A 22115-nucleotide genomic window follows, 5' to 3' on the forward strand; every position below is an offset into this window, starting at 1 on the left:
GCACGCTAACTGCAGTCTAAAAGGCGCCACAGGGTGTAGCTTTTGCGACATCCCAGGATAAAAAGAACCAACACAACAAACCACCAGCGTTCACTGCATCTGATGAAGGAGTTACCCCATGCAACTCGATTCTCTGTTCAGTAAGACATTTAGCGGCCTCTGCGCTGCGATCGCTCTGGCCATCGTCCCAATGGCGGCCCATGCCGACCAACTGGCCGATGTGAAGAAAGCCGGTGAACTGGTTGTGGGCACCGAACTGCAGTTCGCTCCTTTCGACTTCACCGACAACGGTAAGCAGAAGGGCATGAACTCCGAGCTGTTCGAGCAACTGGGTAAAGAACTGGGGGTGAAGGTCAAGTTCCTCGACCTGCCATGGCCGTCGGTATTGCCAGGGCTGGAAGCGAAGAAGTTCGACATGGTTGCCGGCCCGATCATCGTCACCAAGGCGCGTAAAGAGCGTTATCACTTCGTGATGCCGATTGCCGAAGCGACCGTTGCATTGATGATCGGCGCCAAAGACGACACCATCAAAAAGCCTGAAGACATCTCCGGCAAAACTGTCGGCGCTGGCAAAGGCTCGGCACAGCTCGAAGAACTGAAAACCTTCGCCGCGACCCTGCCGGAAAAAGTCACCATCCGCGAATACGTCGACAACAACCAGGCCTACGCCGACCTGGCGGCCAAACGTATTGTCGCCGTGGCCAACTCCCTGCCGAACATCTCGTATGTCGCCGCAGAGAAAAAGAACCTCTACAAAGTGGTCATGCCTCCGTTCGGCAAAAAGTCCTACTTCGCCTTCTTGGGTCGTAAGGATGCCGACGCTGACAGCCTGATCGCCGCCCTCGACGCCGCCATGCTGAAAATGCACCAGGACGGCCGACTCGCTGCCCTGCAGAAAAAATGGCTGGGTGCCGAAATGGACGTGCCACAGGCTGACTTCGACCCTACCTGGTAAGCCGTTGGTTGTGACAATCGCCGGCTCCCCGGAGCCGGCGACTATCAAGGTGGAGTGACACGATGTTCGATTGGCCCCTATTGCTGCAAAACCTGCCGCTGTTGCTCGACAGCCTGCTGGTCACCCTCGAAGTGTCCACTGCCTCGCTGTGCATCGGCTTTGTCATCGGCGTGATCATCGGCAGCTGTCGGCTGTCGCCCATCCCCGCGCTCAAGCGCCTGGGGGGCGCCTATATTTTTGTGTTCCGCGGCATTCCGCTGCTGGTGCAATTGCTGTTCATCTATTACTTCCTGCCGCGTATCGGCCTGCCTAACGTTTCGCCCACGGCGGCGGCGATCACCGGGCTGTCGTTGGCGGCCGGCGCGTACATCGCGGAAATCATGCGCGGTGGCTTCCTCGCGATTCCCGGCGGCCAACTGGAAGCCGGCAGCATGCTCGGCTTGAGTTCGACGCACATGCTGGTGCGCATCCGCGTGCCGCAAGCCGTGCGCCTGACCCTGCCGGGGCTGGTCAACGAAATGATCCTGTTGATCAAGGCCTCGTCGCTGGTGTCGGTGGTCGGTCTCGCCGACCTGACCCGCACTGCGCAGAACATCGCCGCCAGTGACTACATGTTCGTTCAGGACTACCTGATGCTGGCCGGTTTCTACTGCCTGATCAACATTCCGCTGGCGTTCCTCGGCGGCCTGCTGGAACGCCATCTGAAGGAGCGCGCGGCATGATTTTCGATCCCAAGATCATCACCGACCACCTGGGTGATATCGGCTCTGGCTTCTTGGTCACCCTGGGCACCTGGTCCTCCGGCGTGGTACTCGGGCTGTTTCTCGGCCTGTTGATTGCCGTCGCGCAATTGTTCGGCAATAACCTGCTGCGCGCGCCCCTGCGGGTGTTCATCGAAATCATCCGCAGTACGCCGTTTCTGGTGCAGCTGTTCCTGGTGTATTACGGCGGCCCGTCGTTCGGCCTCAGTCTCGATCCGATCCCGGCCGGGATTCTCGGACTGGGCATTTATGGCAGCGTGTACTTCGCCGAGATCTTCCGCAGCGGTTTCGAATCGGTCAGTCGTGGCCAACTGGAAGCCGCCGATTGCCTGGGCATCACCCGTCTGCAATGCATCCTGCGTATCCAGATCCCGCAAATGCTGGTGATCATCCTGCCGGCGCTGGTCAATCTGGTCAGCGTGCTGTGCAAGGAAACCGCCGTGCTGTCGATCATTACCATCCCCGAACTGACCATGGTGGTGACCGGCATCGGCTCGGAAACCTTCGCCTTCGTCGAGACCCTGTCGATGCTGTGCATCGGTTACCTGATCCTGGTGGAAGCCAGCTCGCGTCTGGGTATGCTGCTTGAAGTGCGTGTCGGCCGTTTCATGCAGAAGCAACCACGATGAATAATTTCCTGCTTCCCGATGTAGACCCACGCTCCAGGCCCGCCGTACGGACGCCAATGGTCGCGCCACACTCCGCTCAGCCCTTACACGCATCACAAGAAACAGGTGAACCGATGAAGACGCCCGAGGCACTTTCCAACAACCTCGAACCGATGCTCAAACTGAAAAGCGTCGGCAAAAGCTTCGGCACCCTGCGCGTGCTCAAAGGCATCGACTTGCAGGTCAATCACTCCGAAGTGGTGTGCCTGATCGGCCCGTCCGGCTCCGGTAAAAGTACCCTGTTGCGGAGCATGGCGTTCCTCGAGGAGTACGACGAAGGCGAGGTCTATATCGAAGGCCAGTTGCTGGGTTTCATGCCGGACAATGGCAAAGGCCGCAAACGCGCAGCGCAATCGCAGATCAACAAAGTGCGCAGCAACGTCGGCATGGTGTTCCAGCAATTCAACCTGTGGCCACACATGACGGCATTGGGCAACGTCTGCGAAGCGCTGCTGCGGGTGCGCAAGCTGTCCGGCGACGAAGCGCGCAAACGGGCGATGGCGATGCTCGATAAAGTCGGCCTGGCGCATAAAGGTGATTCTTACCCGGCGCAGCTGTCCGGTGGTCAGCAACAGCGGGTGGCAATCGCCCGCGCATTGGCCATGGAACCGCACATCATGCTGTTCGACGAACCCACCTCAGCCCTCGACCCGGAGCTGGTCGGCGAGGTATTGCAGGTGATGAAGACCCTGGCCAAAGAAGGCATGACCATGGTGGTGGTCACCCACGAAATGGGTTTCGCCGCGCAGGTGGCGAATTCGGTGGTGTTCCTCGATCAGGGGCAAGTCGTCGCCCAAGGCACGCCTCACGAGATTTTCCACAACGCCCAGCACCCGCGCCTGCAGCAGTTTCTGCAGAACTACCTGGACCGCAATGCGTTCTGGCAAGACAACAAACAAGAGGTCAGCCCGGCATGAAGACGTCCGATCTGCAACTGCTGGCGCGCGCCGAAGTGCGCGACCTCGCCAGCTACAATGCCGGCCTCAGTTCTGAAGCCGTGCGCAAGCGTTTTGGCCTGACCCGCATCGCCAAGCTCGGCAGCAACGAAAACCCGCTGGGCCCGGCCCCCGCAGTAGCCGCGGCCATGGCTCAAGCGTGCAGCGAAATCGCGCTGTACCCGGATGCCAGCTGCCAAACCCTGCGCGCGGCGCTGTCGGCCAAACTGGGCGTGCCGGCTGAGCACCTGGTGTTCGGCAACGGCTCGGAAGATTTGCTGAGCATCATCAGCCGGGTGTTTCTCGACCACGACGATCAGGTGGTCACCGTGGTGCCGTCCTTTGGCCTGCACTTCATCTACCCGCTGGCCGCTGGCGCGCAGGTGATTGGCGTGCCCATGACCGCCGCCGGCGAGTTCGATGTCCCGGCGATGATCGCCGCCCTGACACCGCGCACCCGGCTGTTGATGTTCTCCTCGCCGTCCAACCCAGTGGGCACCACCCTCGGCGCCGAGGGCTTGCAGCAACTGCTCGACGCCTTGCCCGCGCACTGCTTGATGGTGTTCGACGAAGCCTATTACGAGTACGCCCAGTTCGAAGCCGGCTACCCGGACTGCCTGAGCCTGATCCAGGCCAGCGGCCGGCCATTCATTTTGTTGCGGACCTTTTCCAAGGCTTATTCGCTGGCCGGTCTGCGCATCGGTTATGGCATCGTCAGCGACCCGCTGCTGGCCGACCTGATCGACCGCCTGCGCACACCGTTCAACGTCAACCGAGTGGCCCAGGCCGCCGCTGTCGCCGCGCTGGCCGACGAGGCGCACCTGCACGCGACCCTCGAACACGTCGCCGGCGAACGACAACGCATGGCTGCGGCATTGCAGGCGATGGACATCCACTGCGTGCCGTCGATGGCCAACTTCCTGTTCTTCTCGACGCCATTCAATGCCGAGGCGATCAACCAGGCATTGTTGCGTCAGGGAGTAATCCTCAAGCCCTGGCGCGAAGCTGGCTACACCGATTATTTGCGGGTGTCGGTGGGCAGCGCCTCAGACAATGACCTGTTCCTCGAAGCGCTGGCGAACGCCCTCGCCACGCAACAGACGCGGAGCGCCTGATGATCACACCCGCACCGCAAGCCCTGTACCGGCGAGCGAAGGACTTTGTGCAAGGCAAGCTGCGTTCCGGCGAATGGAAGCCCGGCGACTTGATCCCCTCGGAAAACCGCTTGGTGCAGGAGCTGAGCATGTCGCGCATGACCGTCAACCGGGCCTTGCGCGAGCTCACCGAGGAAGGTCATCTGGTGCGGGTGTCGGGGGTCGGCACCTTTGTCGCCGAGAGTAAGCCGCAATCCAACCTGCTGCGCATCACGGCGATCTCCGACGAGATCATCGCCCGTGGCCATCGCTATTCCTGCGAGGTGTTGCACATGGGTCGGGAAGCGGCCTCGATGGCGGTCGCCTCCGCGCTGGCCTTGCCCACCGGCACCTCGGTGTTTCATCTGCTGTGTGTGCATTGTGAAGAAGGCGTGCCGGTGCAACTGGAAGACCGCTACGTCAATCCCGAACTGGTGCCCGAGTTCCTCCAGCAGCCGTTCGGCGAACAGCTGCAACCGGCCAAATACCTGCTCGACGTGATCCGCCCCGACGAAATGGAACACATCGTCGAAGCCAGCCACCCCAGCATCGATGAAAGCCGGCACATGCAGATCGACAGCAACGAACCCTGCCTGGTGTTGATGCGCCGCACCTGGAGCGACAGCAAGATCGTCACCTACGTGCGCCTGATCCACCCTTCTTCGCGCTACCGCCTGGGCAGCCGCCTGCCGGTCAATGGTGCGCACCGCGACAGCTGACGGACAGCCGGTCGGCAGATTGATCGAACGTCGCCAATGGCCCGTCCTCGAAACAGGGTGATCCCAAGAACCTGTTGAGAGGTGCCTATGGCTATTGATCAAAAAACCCTGAATCGAAACGACCCGGCCATTGATCCCGATGGTGTCGACGAGGATCTGGATGACGGCGCGAAATTCAATGAAGACGCCCCACTGGCAGCCGACAAGGCCCAGCTGGAACTCGATAAATTGCACGCAGCGGCCGAGAACCCGTTCTCCCCGGATGCCATTCCGGCCGCCGACAGCGAGGAGGAACGCGCGCGTCAACGTCGTGAACAAGGCATTGAAACCGACTCGGATATCAACACTGATGGCGGTTAGTCCGCGGAAAACCACGCAGTGAGTGCGCAATGTGTTCACTGCGTGAAACAGCGGTGTTTTTAACCCCTCCAATCGATGACATTTTCCACCGTGCCGGTAGCTTTTTTTTCAATTGAGGCTAATTTGAGTAGGCGTTCGTGTGACCTCAGCCTCGAACGCCCAAGAGTTGGCCCGTTTTGCTGTCGCGCCTCACCCGAAGTACCCGCTGTACAAGAAGTTGAACCTGGCAGACCTGCCTGAGTTCAGCCAGGAGTGCCTGCCATGGCCCTCGATTATGATCCCTCGCAAGCTGCCCTCTTCCACCCGGAAACACAACCTTCGCTGTTTGGTGCCGTACCAACCCATGATGAGCTGACGTTGGCCGTCGAGGCGGCCCGGCTGGCCTACCTGCGTTTCGATGATCTGCAACCTGGCAAGCCGACCCTGGCCTCATTACTGGCGGTCCAGGGATTTGCTGCGCCGACCTTGTTTCGCCATGCGCCTACCGACAGCGCCGGCTTTGGCACCTTGCGTCAGGATGGCAGTGCGCTGCTGGCCTTGCGCGGGTCGCAGATCAACCATATCAAGGACGTGATTAGCGAAACCCAAGTGGTGCGCATGCGCTGGCCACTGGGCCACGGCAAGGTCCACTGCGGCTTTGCCAAGGCGGCGCTGGGATTGTGGCCGTCGATTGAACATTGGCTGAATAGCACCGCCCACCGGCGCACTTCGCTGACCATCACCGGGCACAGCCTCGGCGCGGCCATCGCCACCTTGTTGGCAGAGCCGGCCAACGCTGACTTTCTGGTGGCAGTGGGTTCACCCCGGGTCGGTGATCCGGACTTCAGCGAGCACTTGCGCGCCAACCAGCACCTGCGGGTGATGCGGCTGGTGGATTGCTGTGACGTGGTCACGGAATTGGTGCCGGCCAATCTGGGTTTCGAGCATGTTCACGGCTTGGGCTACATCGATCGTTATGGCAATCGCCAGGAAGCTTTTTCGGCGCATTCGATACATCAGGATCAGCAGAAGGCCCGGTTTGATTACCTGACCCGCTATGCCGTGGATGAGCGCAACGTGTTTTTGCGGGAATGGGCGGATCATTCGCCGATTAATTATCTGCGCGCGTTTTGGTGAATTCATCATCTATGGCCCACCTGGAACCTGTGGAAGATTCTATGTCTTCAAGCAATCCACATAACCACTGTAGGAGCTGCCGCAGGCTGCGATAAGGCCGGAACGGCCTTCGCGAAATCAATTGATCGCAGCCTTCGGCAGCTCCTACAAATTTGAGTCTGGCGCGGTCCTGTGGGCCAATTTGTTGGCGAAGGCGGTGGAGAAAACACTCCCGAGATCCAGGATTCGTACAGCAAAAAAAAGACCCTCTTTCATTGAGGGTCTTTTCAAGGTATCCAGTTTATGGCTCGCAATAAAACCTCCTGCCTTATCCGTTGGAACAACCGCCACCGACAACCAGGTACTCAAGCGAATGCGGTTTACCCGCTGAATCGAGATAGTCCATTCTCACCGGAGTGACACCGCACACCGCCGAGGTATCCGTCATCGAGGTGACTTTAGCGATATCCAGTTTCATTGAATAACTGTATTGCTCAAGCGCCGAAGTGTGTTCTGGACGTTCACTGGCCATGCTGACGGCAGACACGCCTAAGAGGATTAACAGCAGTGATGTTTTCATTTCAGTATTCCTGTTTCGAGAGACTTAATAAGCAGCCGAATTCATCGCAAGTTTCTTGCACGCTTGACTGTTTATCTGTGGGTCGGCGTTGTTTGAGTGGGTGAAATGAATATTAAGAGACGACCGTCTCTACAAACAGCCACTGTTCGGACAAAGACTGTCTGCTTTTTTGGTAACAATCGATCCAAGGCTTTTCTGCGCAATGGCAAGGCGCAGCAACGCCGCCTCACAGTCATAGGTGCTGGTAAAATGAGACCCTGTTTTTCAAGACAGGACGCTACCACCTGGCCTACCATCGCCCCCCGGTCTGTGGCTTAACGCAGTGCCGAGCCGTTTATAGGAACTGACCATGACCCATCAACACCGCATGCCTTCACTCACAGGGGTTGCACAATGAGCCTCGACGGAATCGTGCTGCCCAAGGGCGTCGGCCCGGACGCCGAGAAACTGCTGGACGCCATCACCCAGGCGGGTACCGCCGATGAATTGAACCGCGCCGGCGGCAAGGCCGAAGGGTTTGTGCTGGGGCTGGAAAGTGGCAAGACCATCAAGAGCCAGATCGCCGAACGTTTGTACGTGGCCTTTGACGACGCGTGCAGCCAGCGTTCAAGCGAATTGTCTGCGTAAATCACAGGCATAAAAAAAGGCCCTGCATGACAGGGCCTTTGATCGGTATTATTTTAATTGCTCGCAATTAAAACCTCTCTTCTCATTCAGTTTTAACCTTGAGCACAGCCACCGCCGACTACAAGGTATTCAACCGTGTGCGATTGACCGGCCGAGTCCAGGTAATTCATTTTAACCGGGGTAGTACCACAGACAGCGCTAACGTCAGTGACCGAGATAACTTTGGACACGTCCATCGGCGCGCCGTAGCTGTAATGTTCGACATTGGCAGTGGCTGCACTTTGTTCTGCAGCAGCACTTTGTTCCGCGCCTTGTTGTTGCATCTCACCGGCCATGCTCAGTGACGATACGCCCATGCCCATCAACAACACTAACAATGAAACTTTCATTTTGATATTCCTCTTACTTAAGATTTAATAAGCAGCCGAGTCCGTCGCACAGTCGTGTGCAGGTACGGAAAGATCAGTTGTTTGCCGGGGTTAACTTGGTTGACGGAAGAATAATAAGCCGACCCCGTCGCCGGTTACAGACCCAACTGCGACAAAGACTGTCTGCTTTTTTGATAACAATCGGTGCGGGCGGAAAAAAGCCGGGGCAGGCCCGGCTGGAGGAGGCAGCGCAAAGCCGGGCAGATCAGCACTCGCCGGTCAATTGCTCAAACGCCTCTTCCAGTTCACTGATGCTGGTTGGCCGTACCAGGCGCGATAAGGTTTTGCCATCACGGGAGAAGATCAGGGTCGGCCACAGCTTGACCTGAAACGAGCGACCCAGCCTGCGCCCCGCCGCGTCTTCGATTTTCAGGTGCTGGACCTGAGGGTAGTCCGCCATGATTTTCGCCAACAGCGGTTGCGCCGCCGCGCAGTGCCCGCACCACGAGGTGCCGAACTCGATCAACACCGGACCTTGCAGTGCATCCACCGCCTCACGCGTCGGTTCGCTGGTGGCGTACTCCGTGGTCATGCTCATGTCACTTTCCTCGCAGGGTGGTGCGCCGATCATCGACGCCGTAAACGCCTTCGCATCATCCTCGCTGCCAGCGCTGGCTTTCAAGTCCTCTCGCTCGGCCCTGCGCCCTTTTTTCCTCGCTGACCGATGGCTGTTCGAGTGACTTGCATCATGCAAGTCACTCCTTTATATTGTGATCATCATTTAATGAGCCCTGCCTTGTGGAGGCGACGGTCATGAAGAGAAAAAGCTTTGAAACCATGCCGTGCCCGATTGCTCGCAGCCTTGAGCATGTCGGCGAGTGGTGGAACATCCTGATCCTGCGTGACGCCTATTACGGCCTGACCCGCTTCGATGAGTTCCAGAAAAGCCTGGGCATTACCCCGACCACACTGACCCGCCGCCTGAACGATCTGGTAGACGGTGGTTTGTTCGAACGTCGGCTCTACAGCGAAAAACCACCGCGTTACGACTACGTGCTGACCCAGCGCGGTCGCGATTTCCGCCCCGTGTTGCTGACCTTGATGAACTGGGGCAACAAGCACTTCTCCCCCGAAGGCACTCAGGTTTTTCTCGCCGACGAGAACACCGGTGAGGCGGTGGACCTGCGGTTAGTGGACGCCAACACCGGCAAGTTCATCAATCGCGAAGAACACGCGGTCCAGGCCGGTGAAGCGGCCACTGAAAACATGCGTCGGCGCCTGGAACAAGGCCGCCAGCGCCTTTTGGTCGAGCGCGAATCGACCTCCACTTCCACTGTATGCAACGGGTACTCCAGCAATGAATAGCTCAATCGACATCGGCGAAACCAACACCGCCGTCGCCCAGAAGAAAAGTGGACTGAAGCGTTTGTTGCTGCTGGTGGTCATTGCCGTAGCCCTGGTGTTGGCCGCGATGTTCGCCATGCATTGGTGGACCGTCCGGCGCTTCATTGAATCCACTGACGATGCCTATGTGGGCGGCGATGTCACGGTGATCGGGCCGAAAGTGGCGGGCTATATTACCCAACTGAACGTCACCGACAACCAGGTGGTGCATGCCGGCGATCTGCTGGTGAAGATCGATGATCGGGATTACGTGGCCGCCCTGAATAAAGCCGAAGGTTCGGTTGCCGCGCAGGAAGCCTTGCTGGCCAACCTCGACGCCACCGAGCAACTGCAATACGCGGTGATCGGCCAGGCCAAGGCGGCCATCGACGCGACCAGCGCCGAAACCGTGCGCTCCCGTGATGATCAGGCGCGTTATCAGAAGCTGGTGGGCCAGCAAGCGGTGTCGGTGGAAAGCGCTCAACGCGCCGATGCCACCTTCAAGACCGCCCAGGCCAACGGCGCCAAGGCCCAAGCATCGATGCTCGCCACCCAACGGCAAATCGCGGTGATCGACACCCAGAAACTGCAAGCCCGCGCCGCCCTGCAACAGGCCAAGGCCGAGCGCGACCTGGCGAAATTGAACGTGGGTTATACCGAACTGCGCGCGCCGGTGGATGGCGTGATCGGCAACCGTCGGGCACGGGTCGGCGCCTATGCGTCCGCTGGCTCGCAACTGTTGGCGGTGGTGCCGGCGACTGGTTTGTGGGTCGATGCCAACTTCAAGGAAGATCAGTTGCAGCACATGCGGCCAGGTCAAGCGGTAAGCATCAAAGCTGACGTGCTGCCGGGTCGTGAATTTCATGGTCATCTGGACAGCCTGGCGCCGGCCACCGGTTCGCAGTTCAGCGTGTTGCCACCGGAAAACGCCACCGGCAACTTCACCAAAGTCGTGCAGCGGGTGCCGGTTCGCGTCCACCTCGACCCAGCGGACAGCTCGTTGGGTGATTTGCGCCCAGGTCTGTCGGTGATCGCTGAAGTTGATACCCAACGTGACCACGCCACCGAGTCCAAGGCCCCTGCCGTTGCCGTTGCCGTTGCTGCCAAGGGATCGACTGCGCCATGAGCACAACAGCCACCAGCCCAGCCATTCCCGGTGCAAAACCCAAAGGGCATGTCGACGCTGCGTCGCTGCCCACCCTGGTCAAAGTGTTCGCCTTCGCCAGTATGTGCGTCGGCATGTTTATCGCGCTGCTGGACATTCAGATCGTATCCGCTTCACTGCGGGATATCGGCGGCGGCTTGTCCGCCGGACAGGATGAGACCGCCTGGGTCCAGACCAGTTATTTGATCGCCGAGATTGTCGTGATCCCGTTGTCGGGCTGGTTGTCGCGGGTGTTTTCCACGCGCTGGTTGTTCTGCGTATCGGCGGTAGGTTTCACCATCGCCAGTCTGCTGTGTGGGCTGGCCTGGAACATCCAGAGCATGATCGCCTTTCGTGCCCTGCAAGGCTTCCTTGGCGGCTCGATGATCCCGATGGTGTTCACCTCGGCGTTCATGTTCTTCGGGGGCAAACAACGGGTCATTGCGGCGTCGACCATTGGCGCTATCGCCTCGCTGGCACCGACTCTGGGCCCGGTGATCGGCGGCTGGATCACCGACGTTTCGTCCTGGCACTGGCTGTTTTATATCAACTTGCTGCCGGGTATTTTCGTCGCCGTGGCGGTGCCGATGCTGGTCAACATCGACTCGATGGACCTGAAGTTGCTCAAGGGCGCGGACTACCTGAGCATGGTGTTCATGGCGCTGTTCCTTGGCTGCCTGGAATACACCCTCGAAGAAGGCCCGCGCTGGAACTGGTTCAGCGATCAAACCATCCTCACCACCGCGTGGATTTCGGGGATTGCCGCCATCGCCTTTATCAGCCGAAGTCTGCTGGTGAAAAACCCGATCGTCGACTTGCGCGCCCTCAGCGATCGTAACTTCGCCCTCGGTTGCTTCTTCTCCTTCGTCACCGGTATCGGCCTGTTCGGCACTATTTACCTGACACCCTTGTTTCTCGGGCGGGTCCGGGGCTACAGCGCGCTGGAGATTGGCGAAGCGATTTTCTCCACCGGCTTGTTTCAGCTGTCGGCGATTCCGGTGTACGGTTTTCTCGCCAACCGCTTCGACCTGCGCTGGATCATGATGTTCGGCCTGTCACTGTTTGCGTTGTCGATGTGGGACTTCTCGCCGATCACCCACGACTGGGGCGGCCACGAGTTGCTGCTGCCACAGGCGATCCGCGGTTTTGCCCAACAAATGGCGGTGCCACCGACCGTGACCCTGACCCTCGGCGGGCTGGCCATGTCGCGGCTCAAACAAGCCTCGGGGCTGTTCAACCTGATGCGAAACCTCGGCGGCGCCATCGGCATCGCGGCCTGCGCAACCATTCTGAACGACCGCACCAACCTGCACTTCGCGCGCATGGCTGACCACCTGAACTACAGCAACGAAGCCTTGAATAACTGGTTGGAACAAGTGGGCGGCAACTTCGCGACCCTGGGCCAGAGCGCTGCCGAAGGCACTAACACGGCCCTGCACCAACTGTGGTTGCTGACCTACCGCGAGGCCCAGACGCAAACCTATTCCGACGCGTTTCTGGCGATCATGGTCTGTTTTCTTATCGCCACTGCCATGGTGCCGCTGATGCGCAAGGTCGCTCCGCCTGCCGCGCCGTCAGCCGACGCCCATTGAGTCGGTCATGGCCTGCTCACCCCTTTTTGCATGTTGAGGACCGCACAATGAACCTCCTGGCGACTCGTTTTAAAGGCTCGAAACTGTTTGCGTTGACGACGCTGTTCGTCGCCCTCGCGGGCTGTGCCGTCGGGCCTGATTACCAACAACCGAAGAACGACCTGACCGCCGAGTTCGCCAATCAGACCCTGTTGCAGCAACGGGTGGGCGAAACCGCCGCGCCGTCCCTCGACACCTGGTGGACCGGTTTTGCCGACCCGGAACTGACCACCCTCATGCACCGCGTGTTGCAGCAGAACCTTGACCTCGCGGTGTCATTGGCGCGTGTCGAGCAGGCTCGCGCCGCCGCCCGTGAAGCCGGTGCCGTGCGCTTGCCACAGGGCAGTCTCGATGCCCAGGCGGTACGTCAACATCAATCGCTGAACAGTCCGCTGGGCACAATCGGCAATACCTTCCCGGGCTATGATCGCAACCAGACCCTGGAAAACATTGGCGCTGGCGCCAGTTGGGAGACCGACCTCGCGGGTGGTCTGAAACGTGGTGAACAAGCGGCCCTCGCGGAGGCGCAAGCTGCCGATGCGACCCACGCCGGGGTACGGATTTCCGTCGCTGCCGAAGCGGCCGATGCCTATTTCCGCATTCGTGGCGCGCAACAACGGATCGTCATCGCCGAAGACCAGGTGCATACCGAAGAGAACCTGTTGCGGCTGGTGCAAGACCGCATGAGCAGTGGCCTGTCGACCAATCGCGAACACGCCCAGGCCCAGGCGCTGGTGCTGCAAGCCCGCGCCACGGTGCCGCCGCTGCGCATCGAATTGGCAACCCAGCTCAATCGCCTGGACGTGTTGATGGGCGCGCAACCGGGGACCTACGCCAAGGAACTGCTGACCAGCGCGCAAACCTACAGCGTGCCGACCATTACCGACACCGACGGCCCGGCAAGCCTGTTGCGCCGTCGCCCTGACGTGATTGCGGCCGAACGCCGTCTGGCGGCGTCCAACGAGCGCATCGGCGCGGCGATTTCCGAGTACTACCCCAAGGTGTCGCTGTCGGGTTTGCTCGGATTTGAAAGCTTGAAGAGCGGTGAGTTGTTTACCTCCAACGCCTTTCAACCCCAGGCAGCGATTGGTCTGCACTGGCGTTTGTTTGACTTCGGCCGGGTCGATGCCGAAGTGGCCCAGGCCAAAGGCGCGAATGCCGAAGCGCTGGCGCAGTATCGGCAGTCGATGTTGAAAGCCACCGAGGATGTGGAGAATGCGATCGTCACCCTGACGCAGCTTGAACAGCAGCGTACCGAGGTGGATCAGGAAGTCGCCGCCAGCACCATCGCTCGCCAGGCTGCTCAGGATGCCTACAAAGGTGGGGCCGTGAGCCTGGAGGAAGTGCTGGATCAGGACCGGTTGCTGCTGACGGCGCGGGATCAGCTGGCGCAGCTCAGGGCCAATGATGCACGGGCGGCAGTGGCAACGTTCCGGGCGTTGGGTGGGGGTTGGTCGCAGGGGGCTGTGGCCGCCAAGAACTGACAATCACCTGCACAGGCTGTGTAGGAGCTAACGTGTTAGCGAGGCGGTTTTCCTGACACACCGGCCTCGTTGTAGGAGCCAACTTGTTGGCGAGCTGTTTGACGCGGCCAACCTGACACAGCGCCTCGTGAACAAGTTCGCCCCTACAGGGAATGAGCGGCTTACCTGACGACCTATTTCTGGGATAAATCCGCCATGCCCTTGAGCAATTCAATCGGCATCGGGAACACCACCGTCGTCGTTCGGTCATTGGCCAACGAGCCCAGGGTCTGCATATAGCGCAGTTGCATCGCCCCCGGCTGTCGACCCAGCACCTGGGCCGCCTCTGCCAGTTTCTGCGAGGCTTGCAACTCACCTTCGGCGTGGATCACCTTGGCCCGCCGCTCACGCTCGGCTTCCGCCTGGCGGGCGATAGCGCGGATCATCGACTCGTTGAGGTCGACGTGCTTGATCTCGACGTTGGCCACTTTGATCCCCCAGGCATCAGTCTGCGCATCCAGCACTTTCTGGATATCGACATTCAGCCGCTCACGTTCGGCCAGCAACTCATCCAGCTCGTGCTTGCCTAACACCGCGCGCAAAGTGGTTTGTGCCAGTTGGCTGGTGGCCATGAGAAAGTCTTCCACTTGAATAATCGCCCGTTGCGGATCCAGCACCCGGAAGTACAACACCGCGTTGACTTTGACCGACACGTTATCGCGGGTGATCACGTCTTGCGGCGGGACGTCCAGCACCACCGTGCGCAAATCGACACGGACCATTTGCTGCACGGCGGGGATCAGCAAAATCAATCCCGGCCCCTTGACCTGCCAAAAGCGCCCGAGTTGGAACACCACCCCGCGCTCGTACTCGCGCAGGATGCGGAACGTCGACAACGCCACCAGGATCAGCAGCAACACCAGAGTGCCAAAACCCACTTGCACGAACATGATCAATCTCCTTGTAGAGGTGTCTCCGGCACCGCCATCACGTCCAACCGCAGACCATGACGAGCCACAACCTGGACCCGTTGACCGGGTCGTAACGGTGCCTGACTCAACACCTGCCATTGTTCTCCCTGCAATTGCACCCAGCCGCCCATGGGGTCATCGACCTGCAACGCGGTGATCGTCGCTACGCTGCCCACCAGCCCGGCGTCGCCGCTGACCGGTTGCCGTCGTCGGGACTTGAGCGCCATGCTCACCAGCCCGATCAAACACAGGGCGAAGACAACCGCCAACGCAATGATCATCGGCAAGGCAATCTCGAATCCCGGCGCGCGGGTGTCCATCAACATCGTCGCGCCGGCAATGAAGGCGATGACGCCACCAAAACCGATGACGCCAAATGTTGGTAAAAAGGCTTCCGCCACCATCAGCCCCATGCCCAGCACGATCAAACCGACACCGGCATAACTCACCGGCAACAATTGCAGGGCATACAGCCCCACGATCAGACAGATGCCGCCGACCACCCCGCCCGCCGTCGAGCCCGGATTGAACAACTCGAACATCAGGCCCAGGACTCCGGCCATCATCAGCAGCAAGGCGACATTGGGATTGGTGATGACCGTCAGCAAACGGATACGCCAGTTCGGGTCGTCTCGCACCACCCTCGCGCCGACGGTGTGCAGCAGCGCCTCTCGGCCGTCGACGCTGAACTCCTTGCCGTCCAGTTGCGCCAGCAGGTCATTCAGGTCCTTGGCCTGATACTCGATGACCTTCATCTTCAGCGCTTCGCTGTCGGTCAGGCTGACCGCGTCCCGGACCGCCTGCTCGGCCCATTCCGCGTTGCGTCCACGCAATTGCGCAAGCCCGCGCACAAAGGCTGCGGCGTCGCTGATTTGCTTGCGGGTCAGGGTGTCGGTTTCTGGCGGCGGTGACTGCGCACCCAGTTGTATCGGTGTCGCCGCGCCCAGGTGCGAGCCGGGTGCCATGGCGGCGATGTGGCTGGCATAGAGGATGTAAGTGCCGGCACTCGCGGCGCGCGCTCCGCTCGGTGAAACGTAGGCGGCCACCGGCACCGGACTGACCAGAATCGCCTGCACGATCAACCGCATCGAGCTTTCCAGGCCGCCGGGGGTATCGATGGCGAGCACCACTAACTGTGCCTGCTCGTCGGCCGCGCGGCTCAAGCCAGACGCGACATATTCGGCGCTGGCCGGGCCAATGGCATCGTCAAGGGTCAGCACCTTGACCAAACCGTCTGCCGCAGTCGCCCTCGCTGCCGCAAAGAGCAGCAACATCAACACCAGCATGTAGCGCCACCCGCATCTGTCCACCGGGCCTCCCAAGTCCTGCTTGTCGACCATTACCGTTTATTTTAGTTGAGACATCCCGAAACAACCGTGGTCTACCCAAAACGCTTCCCGACGCCCCGTTATGAGGAGACCGCCTCAATGACAGATCCACGCGATAAGCCTGACACGTTGCACCCATTACCCGATCTGAGCGCCCTGGCGGTGCCCTCGCGACGAAACTTCCTGAAATCGGTGGGTGTTTCCAGCCTGGCCGCCGCCACCTCGCCTTTGTGGATGCAGGCGATGGCCCAGGCCCAGTCCGCCAGCCTCGATGAGCCTGCGGCAGCGCCGGCCCCAGGCGAGCGACGAATGGTACTCAAGGTCAACGGCGCCTCCCACGCCCTGAACCTGCCGGCCAATGCGGCGTTGCTGGACGTGCTCCGCGACCGCCTGCACCTGACCGGCACCAAGAAAGGCTGTGACCACGGCCAATGCGGCGCCTGCACGGTGCACGTCAACGGCCAGGCGATCAATTCGTGCCTGTCGCTGGCGGCCATGCACGAAGGTGACGAGATCACCACCATTGAGGGCCTGGCCCAAGGCGACCAACTGCACCCGATGCAAGAAGCGTTCTGGGAACACGACGCCTATCAGTGTGGTTACTGCACCTCGGGTCAGATCATGAGCGCGGTGGCGATCCTGAATGACAGCCGCATCGGTAGCGACGACGCCAGTGTGCGTGAAGCCATGAGCGGCAATATTTGTCGCTGCGGCGCCTACAAGAACATCCTCGCGGCCGTGCAATCAGCACGGGGCAAAGTGAAGGAGATCGGCTGATGAGAACCTTTGATTATGTTCGGGCCGAGACTGTCGAACAGGCGGTCCATCATCATGCGCAATCCGACGCCGCGTTCTTTCTGGCGGGCGGCACCACATTGCTGGATCTGGTCAAACTGGACGTCATGCGGCCGGTGCAGGTCATCGACGTCAATCATCTCCCGCTCAAGCAAATCGACGTATTAAAGGACGGGCGTGTACGCATCGGCGCGTTGGTCAGCAACACTGCCCTGGCGCGCCATGACTACATCCGTGCACATTACCCGGTGTTGTCCCAGGCGCTGTTGTCCGGGGCCACCACCCAGCTGCGCAACAAGGCCACCACCGCCGGCAACCTGATGCAGCGGGCGCGTTGCGATTACTTTCGTGACGGTGTGTCACCTTGCAACAAACGCGACCCCGGCTCGGGTTGTGCCGCACTTGAGGGCTACAACCGCAGCGTACATGCGGTGTTGGGCACCAGCGACCAGTGCATCGCCAGCCATCCCTCGGACATGTGTGTCGCCATGGCCGCCATTGGCGCGCAGGTCGAAGTGCAAGGCCCCAAAGGCGCGAGACAGATCGACTTTCTCGACTTTCATCTGTTGCCCGGGGCTACGCCCTCCCGGGAGCATGCGTTGCAGCCTGATGAAATGATCACTTACGTGGTGCTCGATGCGCCCTTGACCAGCAGCCGTTCCGGCTACCTGAAACTACGCGACCGTGCGTCGTATCAGTTTGCCTTGGCGTCTAGCGCAGTGATCCTCGTGGTCGAGGGCGATACGGTCAAGGATGTGCGCATCGCCATGGGTGGGGTGGGCACCAAACCCTGGCGCGCCCTGGCTGCCGAGCAGGCTTTGAAGAACACCACGCTGACTCGGGAAACCCTCGACAACGCCGCCGCCATTGCCCTGCAGGGTGCGGTGCCCTACCGCCATAACGCCTTCAAGATTCCGCTGGCGCAGCAGGCGATCATACGCAATGTCGACATCTTGATGGCTTGAGTGGAGGAATGACCATGGCTGAAAACATCATTGGCGCCGCCCCACGTCGAGTCGACGGACGCCTGAAAGTGACCGGCAAGGCGATGTATGCAGCCGATCATCATTTGCACGACATGACCTACGGCTACGGTGTGTTCAGTACCATCGCCAGTGGCAAGGTCACGCGCCTGGACCTCGACGAGGCGCGTACATCGCCGGGGGTGATCGATATCTTTCACTCGGGGCACTTCACCGAGGTCTACCACACCTCGCCGATCCCCAACTCCCCCGCGACTATTCTGACGGGCAGCAAGGCCGACGAAACCCGCCTGCCATTCGAAGACGACACGATCCATTACGCCGGGCAATTCGTCGCGCTGGTGGTGGCCGACACCTTCGAGCATGCGCGGGCCGCGGCGTATAAGGTCAAGGTCAGCTACAGCCCCTCAGCGACGGTCGCCAATTTGCAACAGGCGCTGAAGTCTGGCGAACCCAAGGACGGCGGACGCGGGCATGCCCGGGGTGATCCTGGCCCGGCGTTTGACCAGGCCGCGCATTCGATGGACGCGGTCTACACCACGCCCGTCGAAACCCATAACCCGATGGAGATGCACGCCACGGTGGCGTATTGGGAGGATGGTCGGCTGTATGCCTACGAGGCCAGCCAGGGCGTTGTCGCGCAACGCAATGCGCTGGTACGGGTGTTCGGGCTGACCCCGGATCGCGTTGAAGTCAGAGCCCCCTTCATTGGCTCGGGGTTCGGCAGCAAGCTGTGGATCTGGCCCCATGCAATTGCCGCCTGCGGTGCGGCGAAAGTCATTGGCAGGCCAGTGCAAGTGGTGGTGCCACGCCAGCAGATGTTCACCACCACCGGGCATCGACCGGCCACCCACCAGCACGTACGACTGGCCACCGATGAGCAGGGCAAGCTGGTGTCGATACGTCATGAGTCGATCAACTCGACTTCGTTCACCGACCAGTACGTGGAGAATTGTGGCACCTCGACCCGCAGTCTCTATAGCTGCCCAAATGTACTGGTCAGCCATAAAACCGTACAGGTCAATCACGGGACACCGACTTCGATGCGGGCGCCGGGAGCCGCACCCGGTCTGTTTGCCCTCGAGTCGGCAATGGACGAAATGGCCGAAGTGCTCGGCATGGACCCGCTGGCATTTCGTAAACTCAATGTTGCTGAGCGCGATGAAAGCGAGAACCTGCCGTGGTCGAGCAATCACCTGCAAGAGGCCATCGATCAAGCGGCTGAGCGGTTCGGTTGGCACAACCGCGATCCACACAATGGTGCGATGCAAGAGGGCCACGAAACGATCGGTTACGGCATGGCCGCGTGTAACTGGGATGCCTATCGGACGCCGGCAGAGGCTCGGGTATCGCTGGCGAGCTGACGGCACGGCGTATGCCATCTGCGGTGTGCAGGATATCGGCACCGGGACCTACACCGTGGTTGCCCAGGCGGTCAGCAGCCTGACCGGTTTGCCGCTTGAGAAAATCGAAGTCGAACTGGGTAACTCGTCGTTTCCTCCGGCACCAGTCTCGGGCGGCTCTTGGGCTACCGCCAGCGTGTTGCCGGCCGTGGCAGAGGCCACACGTCAGGCCCTTGAGCAACTGAAAACCTTTGCCGGCAGCCCCAAGGGAGCCTTCGCCGGGACCAAGGCCGAACAGTTGAGTGTCGAAGACGGCAACCTTAAAGGCCCCGATAAAACCCTGAGTTTTGCCGAGGTGCTAACGGCACAGAAACTGGCCAGCGCGGATGGCCAGGCGCACACCGGCATGGCAGAGACGGACAAGTATTCATTCCGCTCGTTTGGTGCACATTTTGTCGAAGTGCGCTGGGATCCGGGCATCTCGCGGTTGCGGATCGCCCGCGTCGTCAGCGCGATTGATGTCGGACAGGTGATCAACCAGAAAACCGCAAGCAATCAGGTTGAAGGCGCAATTGTCATGGCCATCGGCATGGCGCTGTTCGAGGCGAGCGAATACGACGAACGCAACGCGATGCCGGTGAACAATAACTACGCCGAATACGTGGTGCCGGTGCATGCGGATCAGCCGGAGATCGACGTCATCCTGCTGAACTTTCCGGACTACAAACTCAACGAGTTCGGTGCCCGGGGTATTGGCGAGATCGGCATCACCGGGTTGGCGGCAGCGATTGCCAATGCGGTGTACCACGCCACCGGCAAACGCATCCGTGACTTGCCGATTACGCTCGACAAATTGATGGATAAGCAGTCGCCAGCTCGGGTCGTGGTGTAACGGCAGTCAGATCAACGCTGACAACCTGACGTCGGCGGGGGTTGGATGTTTTCCGCGCACAAAAACAAAACCCCTGTTCGCGTTAGCAAACAGGGGTTTCGGAATTTAATCTTGACGATGACCTACTCTCACATGGGGAAACCCCACACTACCATCGGCGATGCATCGTTTCACTGCTGAGTTCGGGATGGGATCAGGTGGTTCCAATGCTCTATGGTCGTCAAGAAATTCGGGTACTGACGCGTCTTTCAACGTTTCAGCAAATCGGGTATGTGATAGCAATCTGTGTGCTGCAAATTTTCGTCGTTTGCGTCTTCACACCTGCATTTGCTTGTCTCTAAGCAAATTGCTTGGGTGTTATATGGTCAAGCCTCACGGGCAATTAGTATGGGTTAGCTCAATGCCTCACAGCACTTACACACCCCACCTATCAACGTCGTAGTCTTCGACGGCCCTTCAGGGGACTCAAGGTCCCAGTGAGATCTCATCTTGAGGCTAGTTTCCCGCTTAGATGCTTTCAGCGGTTATCTATTCCGAACATAGCTACCCGGCAATGCCACTGGCGTGACAACCGGAACACCAGAGGTTCGTCCACTCCGGTCCTCTCGTACTAGGAGCAGCCCCTCTCAAATCTCAAACGTCCACGGCAGATAGGGACCGAACTGTCTCACGACGTTCTAAACCCAGCTCGCGTACCACTTTAAATGGCGAACAGCCATACCCTTGGGACCGGCTTCAGCCCCAGGATGTGATGAGCCGACATCGAGGTGCCAAACACCGCCGTCGATATGAACTCTTGGGCGGTATCAGCCTGTTATCCCCGGAGTACCTTTTATCCGTTGAGCGATGGCCCTTCCATACAGAACCACCGGATCACTAAGACCTACTTTCGTACCTGCTCGACGTGTCTGTCTCGCAGTCAAGCGCGCTTTTGCCTTTATACTCTACGACCGATTTCCGACCGGTCTGAGCGCACCTTCGTACTCCTCCGTTACTCTTTAGGAGGAGACCGCCCCAGTCAAACTACCCACCATACACTGTCCTCGATCCGGATAACGGACCTGAGTTAGAACCTCAAAGTTGCCAGGGTGGTATTTCAAGGTTGGCTCCATGCAGACTGGCGTCCACACTTCAAAGCCTCCCACCTATCCTACACAAGCAAATTCAAAGTCCAGTGCAAAGCTATAGTAAAGGTTCACGGGGTCTTTCCGTCTAGCCGCGGATACACTGCATCTTCACAGCGATTTCAATTTCACTGAGTCTCGGGTGGAGACAGCGCCGCCATCGTTACGCCATTCGTGCAGGTCGGAACTTACCCGACAAGGAATTTCGCTACCTTAGGACCGTTATAGTTACGGCCGCCGTTTACCGGGGCTTCGATCAAGAGCTTCGCGTTAGCTAACCCCATCAATTAACCTTCCGGCACCGGGCAGGCGTCACACCCTATACGTCCACTTTCGTGTTTGCAGAGTGCTGTGTTTTTAATAAACAGTCGCAGCGGCCTGGTATCTTCGACCGGCATGGGCTTACGCAGTAAATGCTTCACCCTCACCGGCGCACCTTCTCCCGAAGTTACGGTGCCATTTTGCCTAGTTCCTTCACCCGAGTTCTCTCAAGCGCCTTGGTATTCTCTACCCAACCACCTGTGTCGGTTTGGGGTACGGTTCCTGGTTACCTGAAGCTTAGAAGCTTTTCTTGGAAGCATGGCATCAACCACTTCGTCGCCTAATGGCAACTCGTCATCAGCTCTCGGCCTTAGACCCCCGGATTTACCTAAGAGTCCAGCCTACCACCTTAAACTTGGACAACCAACGCCAAGCTGGCCTAGCCTTCTCCGTCCCTCCATCGCAATAACCAGAAGTACAGGAATATTAACCTGTTTTCCATCGACTACGCTTTTCAGCCTCGCCTTAGGGACCGACTAACCCTGCGTCGATTAACGTTGCGCAGGAAACCTTGGTCTTTCGGCGTGGGTGTTTTT

General features: G+C 59.6%; 20 protein-coding genes, 2 rRNA genes and 1 pseudogene (1 of these 23 cut by a window edge). 16 read left to right on the plus strand and 7 right to left on the minus strand.

Annotated elements, in window-relative coordinates:
• The first annotated feature begins 118 nt into the window (after positions 1-118).
• The 8 genes from ACF0H7_RS19070 to ACF0H7_RS19105 all read left to right on the plus strand — a co-directional run bounded on the left by ACF0H7_RS19070 (position 119) and on the right by ACF0H7_RS19105 (position 6647).
• Positions 119-955 carry a transporter substrate-binding domain-containing protein gene (locus ACF0H7_RS19070; protein ID WP_397448445.1) on the plus strand — a complete coding sequence of 279 codons (837 nt, stop codon included), beginning with the start codon at positions 119-121 and terminating at the stop codon, positions 953-955.
• A gap of 62 nt (positions 956-1017) precedes the next feature.
• Entirely contained in the window at positions 1018-1677 is a 660-nt protein-coding gene (locus ACF0H7_RS19075) for an amino acid ABC transporter permease (protein WP_397448446.1), read from the plus strand.
• Positions 1674-2345 (plus strand): amino acid ABC transporter permease, encoded by a 672-nt coding sequence (locus tag ACF0H7_RS19080; RefSeq protein ID WP_397448447.1) that lies wholly within the window; start codon positions 1674-1676, stop codon positions 2343-2345. The genes ACF0H7_RS19075 and ACF0H7_RS19080 overlap by 4 nt, the downstream gene beginning before the upstream one ends.
• Positions 2346-2497: 152 nt before the next feature.
• Complete coding sequence (locus ACF0H7_RS19085; protein ID WP_397453949.1) at positions 2498-3301, plus strand: amino acid ABC transporter ATP-binding protein; 804 nt, start codon at positions 2498-2500, stop codon at positions 3299-3301.
• Positions 3298-4434 (plus strand): histidinol-phosphate transaminase, encoded by a 1137-nt coding sequence (hisC, locus tag ACF0H7_RS19090; RefSeq protein WP_397448448.1) that lies wholly within the window; start codon positions 3298-3300, stop codon positions 4432-4434. Before ACF0H7_RS19085 ends, hisC begins: the two co-directional genes overlap by 4 nt.
• Positions 4434-5171 carry a histidine utilization repressor gene (gene hutC / locus ACF0H7_RS19095; RefSeq protein WP_397448449.1) on the plus strand — a complete coding sequence of 246 codons (738 nt, stop codon included), beginning with the start codon at positions 4434-4436 and terminating at the stop codon, positions 5169-5171. The genes hisC and hutC overlap by 1 nt, the downstream gene beginning before the upstream one ends.
• Before the next feature lie 87 nt (positions 5172-5258).
• Positions 5259-5531 carry a hypothetical protein gene (locus tag ACF0H7_RS19100; RefSeq protein WP_397448450.1) on the plus strand — a complete coding sequence of 91 codons (273 nt, stop codon included), beginning with the start codon at positions 5259-5261 and terminating at the stop codon, positions 5529-5531.
• 261 nt (positions 5532-5792) lie between these two features.
• On the plus strand, positions 5793-6647 hold the full coding sequence (locus tag ACF0H7_RS19105; protein WP_397448451.1) for a lipase family protein: 855 nt from the start codon (positions 5793-5795) through the stop codon (positions 6645-6647).
• Positions 6648-6954: 307 nt separating this feature from the next.
• Here the strand turns inward: ACF0H7_RS19105 and ACF0H7_RS19110 are convergent, their stop codons facing one another.
• A complete protein-coding gene (locus ACF0H7_RS19110; RefSeq protein ID WP_397448452.1) occupies positions 6955-7206 on the minus strand; it encodes a DUF2790 domain-containing protein in 252 nt (83 codons plus the stop codon).
• A 393-nt stretch (positions 7207-7599) separates the two neighbouring features.
• Between ACF0H7_RS19110 and ACF0H7_RS19115 the strand changes: the two genes are divergently transcribed.
• A complete protein-coding gene (locus ACF0H7_RS19115; protein ID WP_397448453.1) occupies positions 7600-7833 on the plus strand; it encodes a hypothetical protein in 234 nt (77 codons plus the stop codon).
• A 92-nt stretch (positions 7834-7925) separates the two neighbouring features.
• Here the strand turns inward: ACF0H7_RS19115 and ACF0H7_RS19120 are convergent, their stop codons facing one another.
• Positions 7926-8222 (minus strand): DUF2790 domain-containing protein, encoded by a 297-nt coding sequence (locus ACF0H7_RS19120; RefSeq protein WP_397448454.1) that lies wholly within the window; start codon positions 8220-8222, stop codon positions 7926-7928.
• Between the two features lie 244 nt (positions 8223-8466).
• Entirely contained in the window at positions 8467-8793 is a 327-nt protein-coding gene (locus tag ACF0H7_RS19125; protein ID WP_397453951.1) for a thioredoxin family protein, read from the minus strand.
• A 221-nt stretch (positions 8794-9014) separates the two neighbouring features.
• Between ACF0H7_RS19125 and ACF0H7_RS19130 the strand changes: the two genes are divergently transcribed.
• From ACF0H7_RS19130 to ACF0H7_RS19145, 4 genes are read left to right on the plus strand one after another with little or no spacing between them, the layout of a single operon-like run.
• Positions 9015-9566, plus strand: coding sequence for a winged helix-turn-helix transcriptional regulator (locus ACF0H7_RS19130; RefSeq protein WP_397448455.1), 552 nt, complete (start codon positions 9015-9017; stop codon positions 9564-9566).
• Positions 9559-10710, plus strand: a complete 1152-nt coding sequence (locus tag ACF0H7_RS19135; RefSeq protein ID WP_397448456.1) for an HlyD family secretion protein — start codon at positions 9559-9561, stop codon at positions 10708-10710. The genes ACF0H7_RS19130 and ACF0H7_RS19135 overlap by 8 nt, the downstream gene beginning before the upstream one ends.
• Positions 10707-12320, plus strand: coding sequence for a DHA2 family efflux MFS transporter permease subunit (locus tag ACF0H7_RS19140; RefSeq protein ID WP_397448457.1), 1614 nt, complete (start codon positions 10707-10709; stop codon positions 12318-12320). Before ACF0H7_RS19135 ends, ACF0H7_RS19140 begins: the two co-directional genes overlap by 4 nt.
• A 47-nt stretch (positions 12321-12367) precedes the next feature.
• Positions 12368-13843 (plus strand): efflux transporter outer membrane subunit, encoded by a 1476-nt coding sequence (locus ACF0H7_RS19145; RefSeq protein WP_397448458.1) that lies wholly within the window; start codon positions 12368-12370, stop codon positions 13841-13843.
• A 173-nt stretch (positions 13844-14016) separates the two neighbouring features.
• Here the strand turns inward: ACF0H7_RS19145 and ACF0H7_RS19150 are convergent, their stop codons facing one another.
• Both ACF0H7_RS19150 and ACF0H7_RS19155 read right to left on the minus strand, forming a co-directional pair.
• Positions 14017-14772 carry a slipin family protein gene (locus ACF0H7_RS19150; protein ID WP_397448459.1) on the minus strand — a complete coding sequence of 252 codons (756 nt, stop codon included), beginning with the start codon at positions 14770-14772 and terminating at the stop codon, positions 14017-14019.
• 2 nt (positions 14773-14774) lie between these two features.
• On the minus strand, positions 14775-16079 hold the full coding sequence (locus ACF0H7_RS19155) for a nodulation protein NfeD (protein WP_397448460.1): 1305 nt from the start codon (positions 16077-16079) through the stop codon (positions 14775-14777).
• A 141-nt stretch (positions 16080-16220) separates the two neighbouring features.
• Here ACF0H7_RS19155 and ACF0H7_RS19160 point away from each other — a divergent pair, with 141 nt between their 5' ends.
• From ACF0H7_RS19160 to ACF0H7_RS19170, 3 genes and pseudogenes are all read left to right on the plus strand, one after another.
• On the plus strand, positions 16221-16898 hold the full coding sequence (locus tag ACF0H7_RS19160; protein WP_397448461.1) for a 2Fe-2S iron-sulfur cluster-binding protein: 678 nt from the start codon (positions 16221-16223) through the stop codon (positions 16896-16898).
• On the plus strand, positions 16898-17881 hold the full coding sequence (locus tag ACF0H7_RS19165) for an FAD binding domain-containing protein (RefSeq protein WP_397448462.1): 984 nt from the start codon (positions 16898-16900) through the stop codon (positions 17879-17881). The genes ACF0H7_RS19160 and ACF0H7_RS19165 overlap by 1 nt, the downstream gene beginning before the upstream one ends.
• Positions 17882-17895: 14 nt before the next feature.
• A pseudogene (locus tag ACF0H7_RS19170) lies at positions 17896-20134 on the plus strand (xanthine dehydrogenase family protein molybdopterin-binding subunit).
• A 109-nt stretch (positions 20135-20243) separates the two neighbouring features.
• Here the strand turns inward: ACF0H7_RS19170 and rrf are convergent.
• Together rrf and ACF0H7_RS19180 are read right to left on the minus strand one after the other, a co-directional pair.
• Positions 20244-20359: ribosomal RNA gene (gene rrf / locus ACF0H7_RS19175) — 5S ribosomal RNA — on the minus strand.
• A gap of 136 nt (positions 20360-20495) precedes the next feature.
• Positions 20496-22115, minus strand: a 23S ribosomal RNA gene (locus tag ACF0H7_RS19180); it runs 1271 nt beyond the window's last position.

Origin of the sequence: Pseudomonas sp. NA-150 (assembly GCF_044336365.1) — a bacterium.
GTDB lineage: Bacteria > Pseudomonadota > Gammaproteobacteria > Pseudomonadales > Pseudomonadaceae > Aquipseudomonas.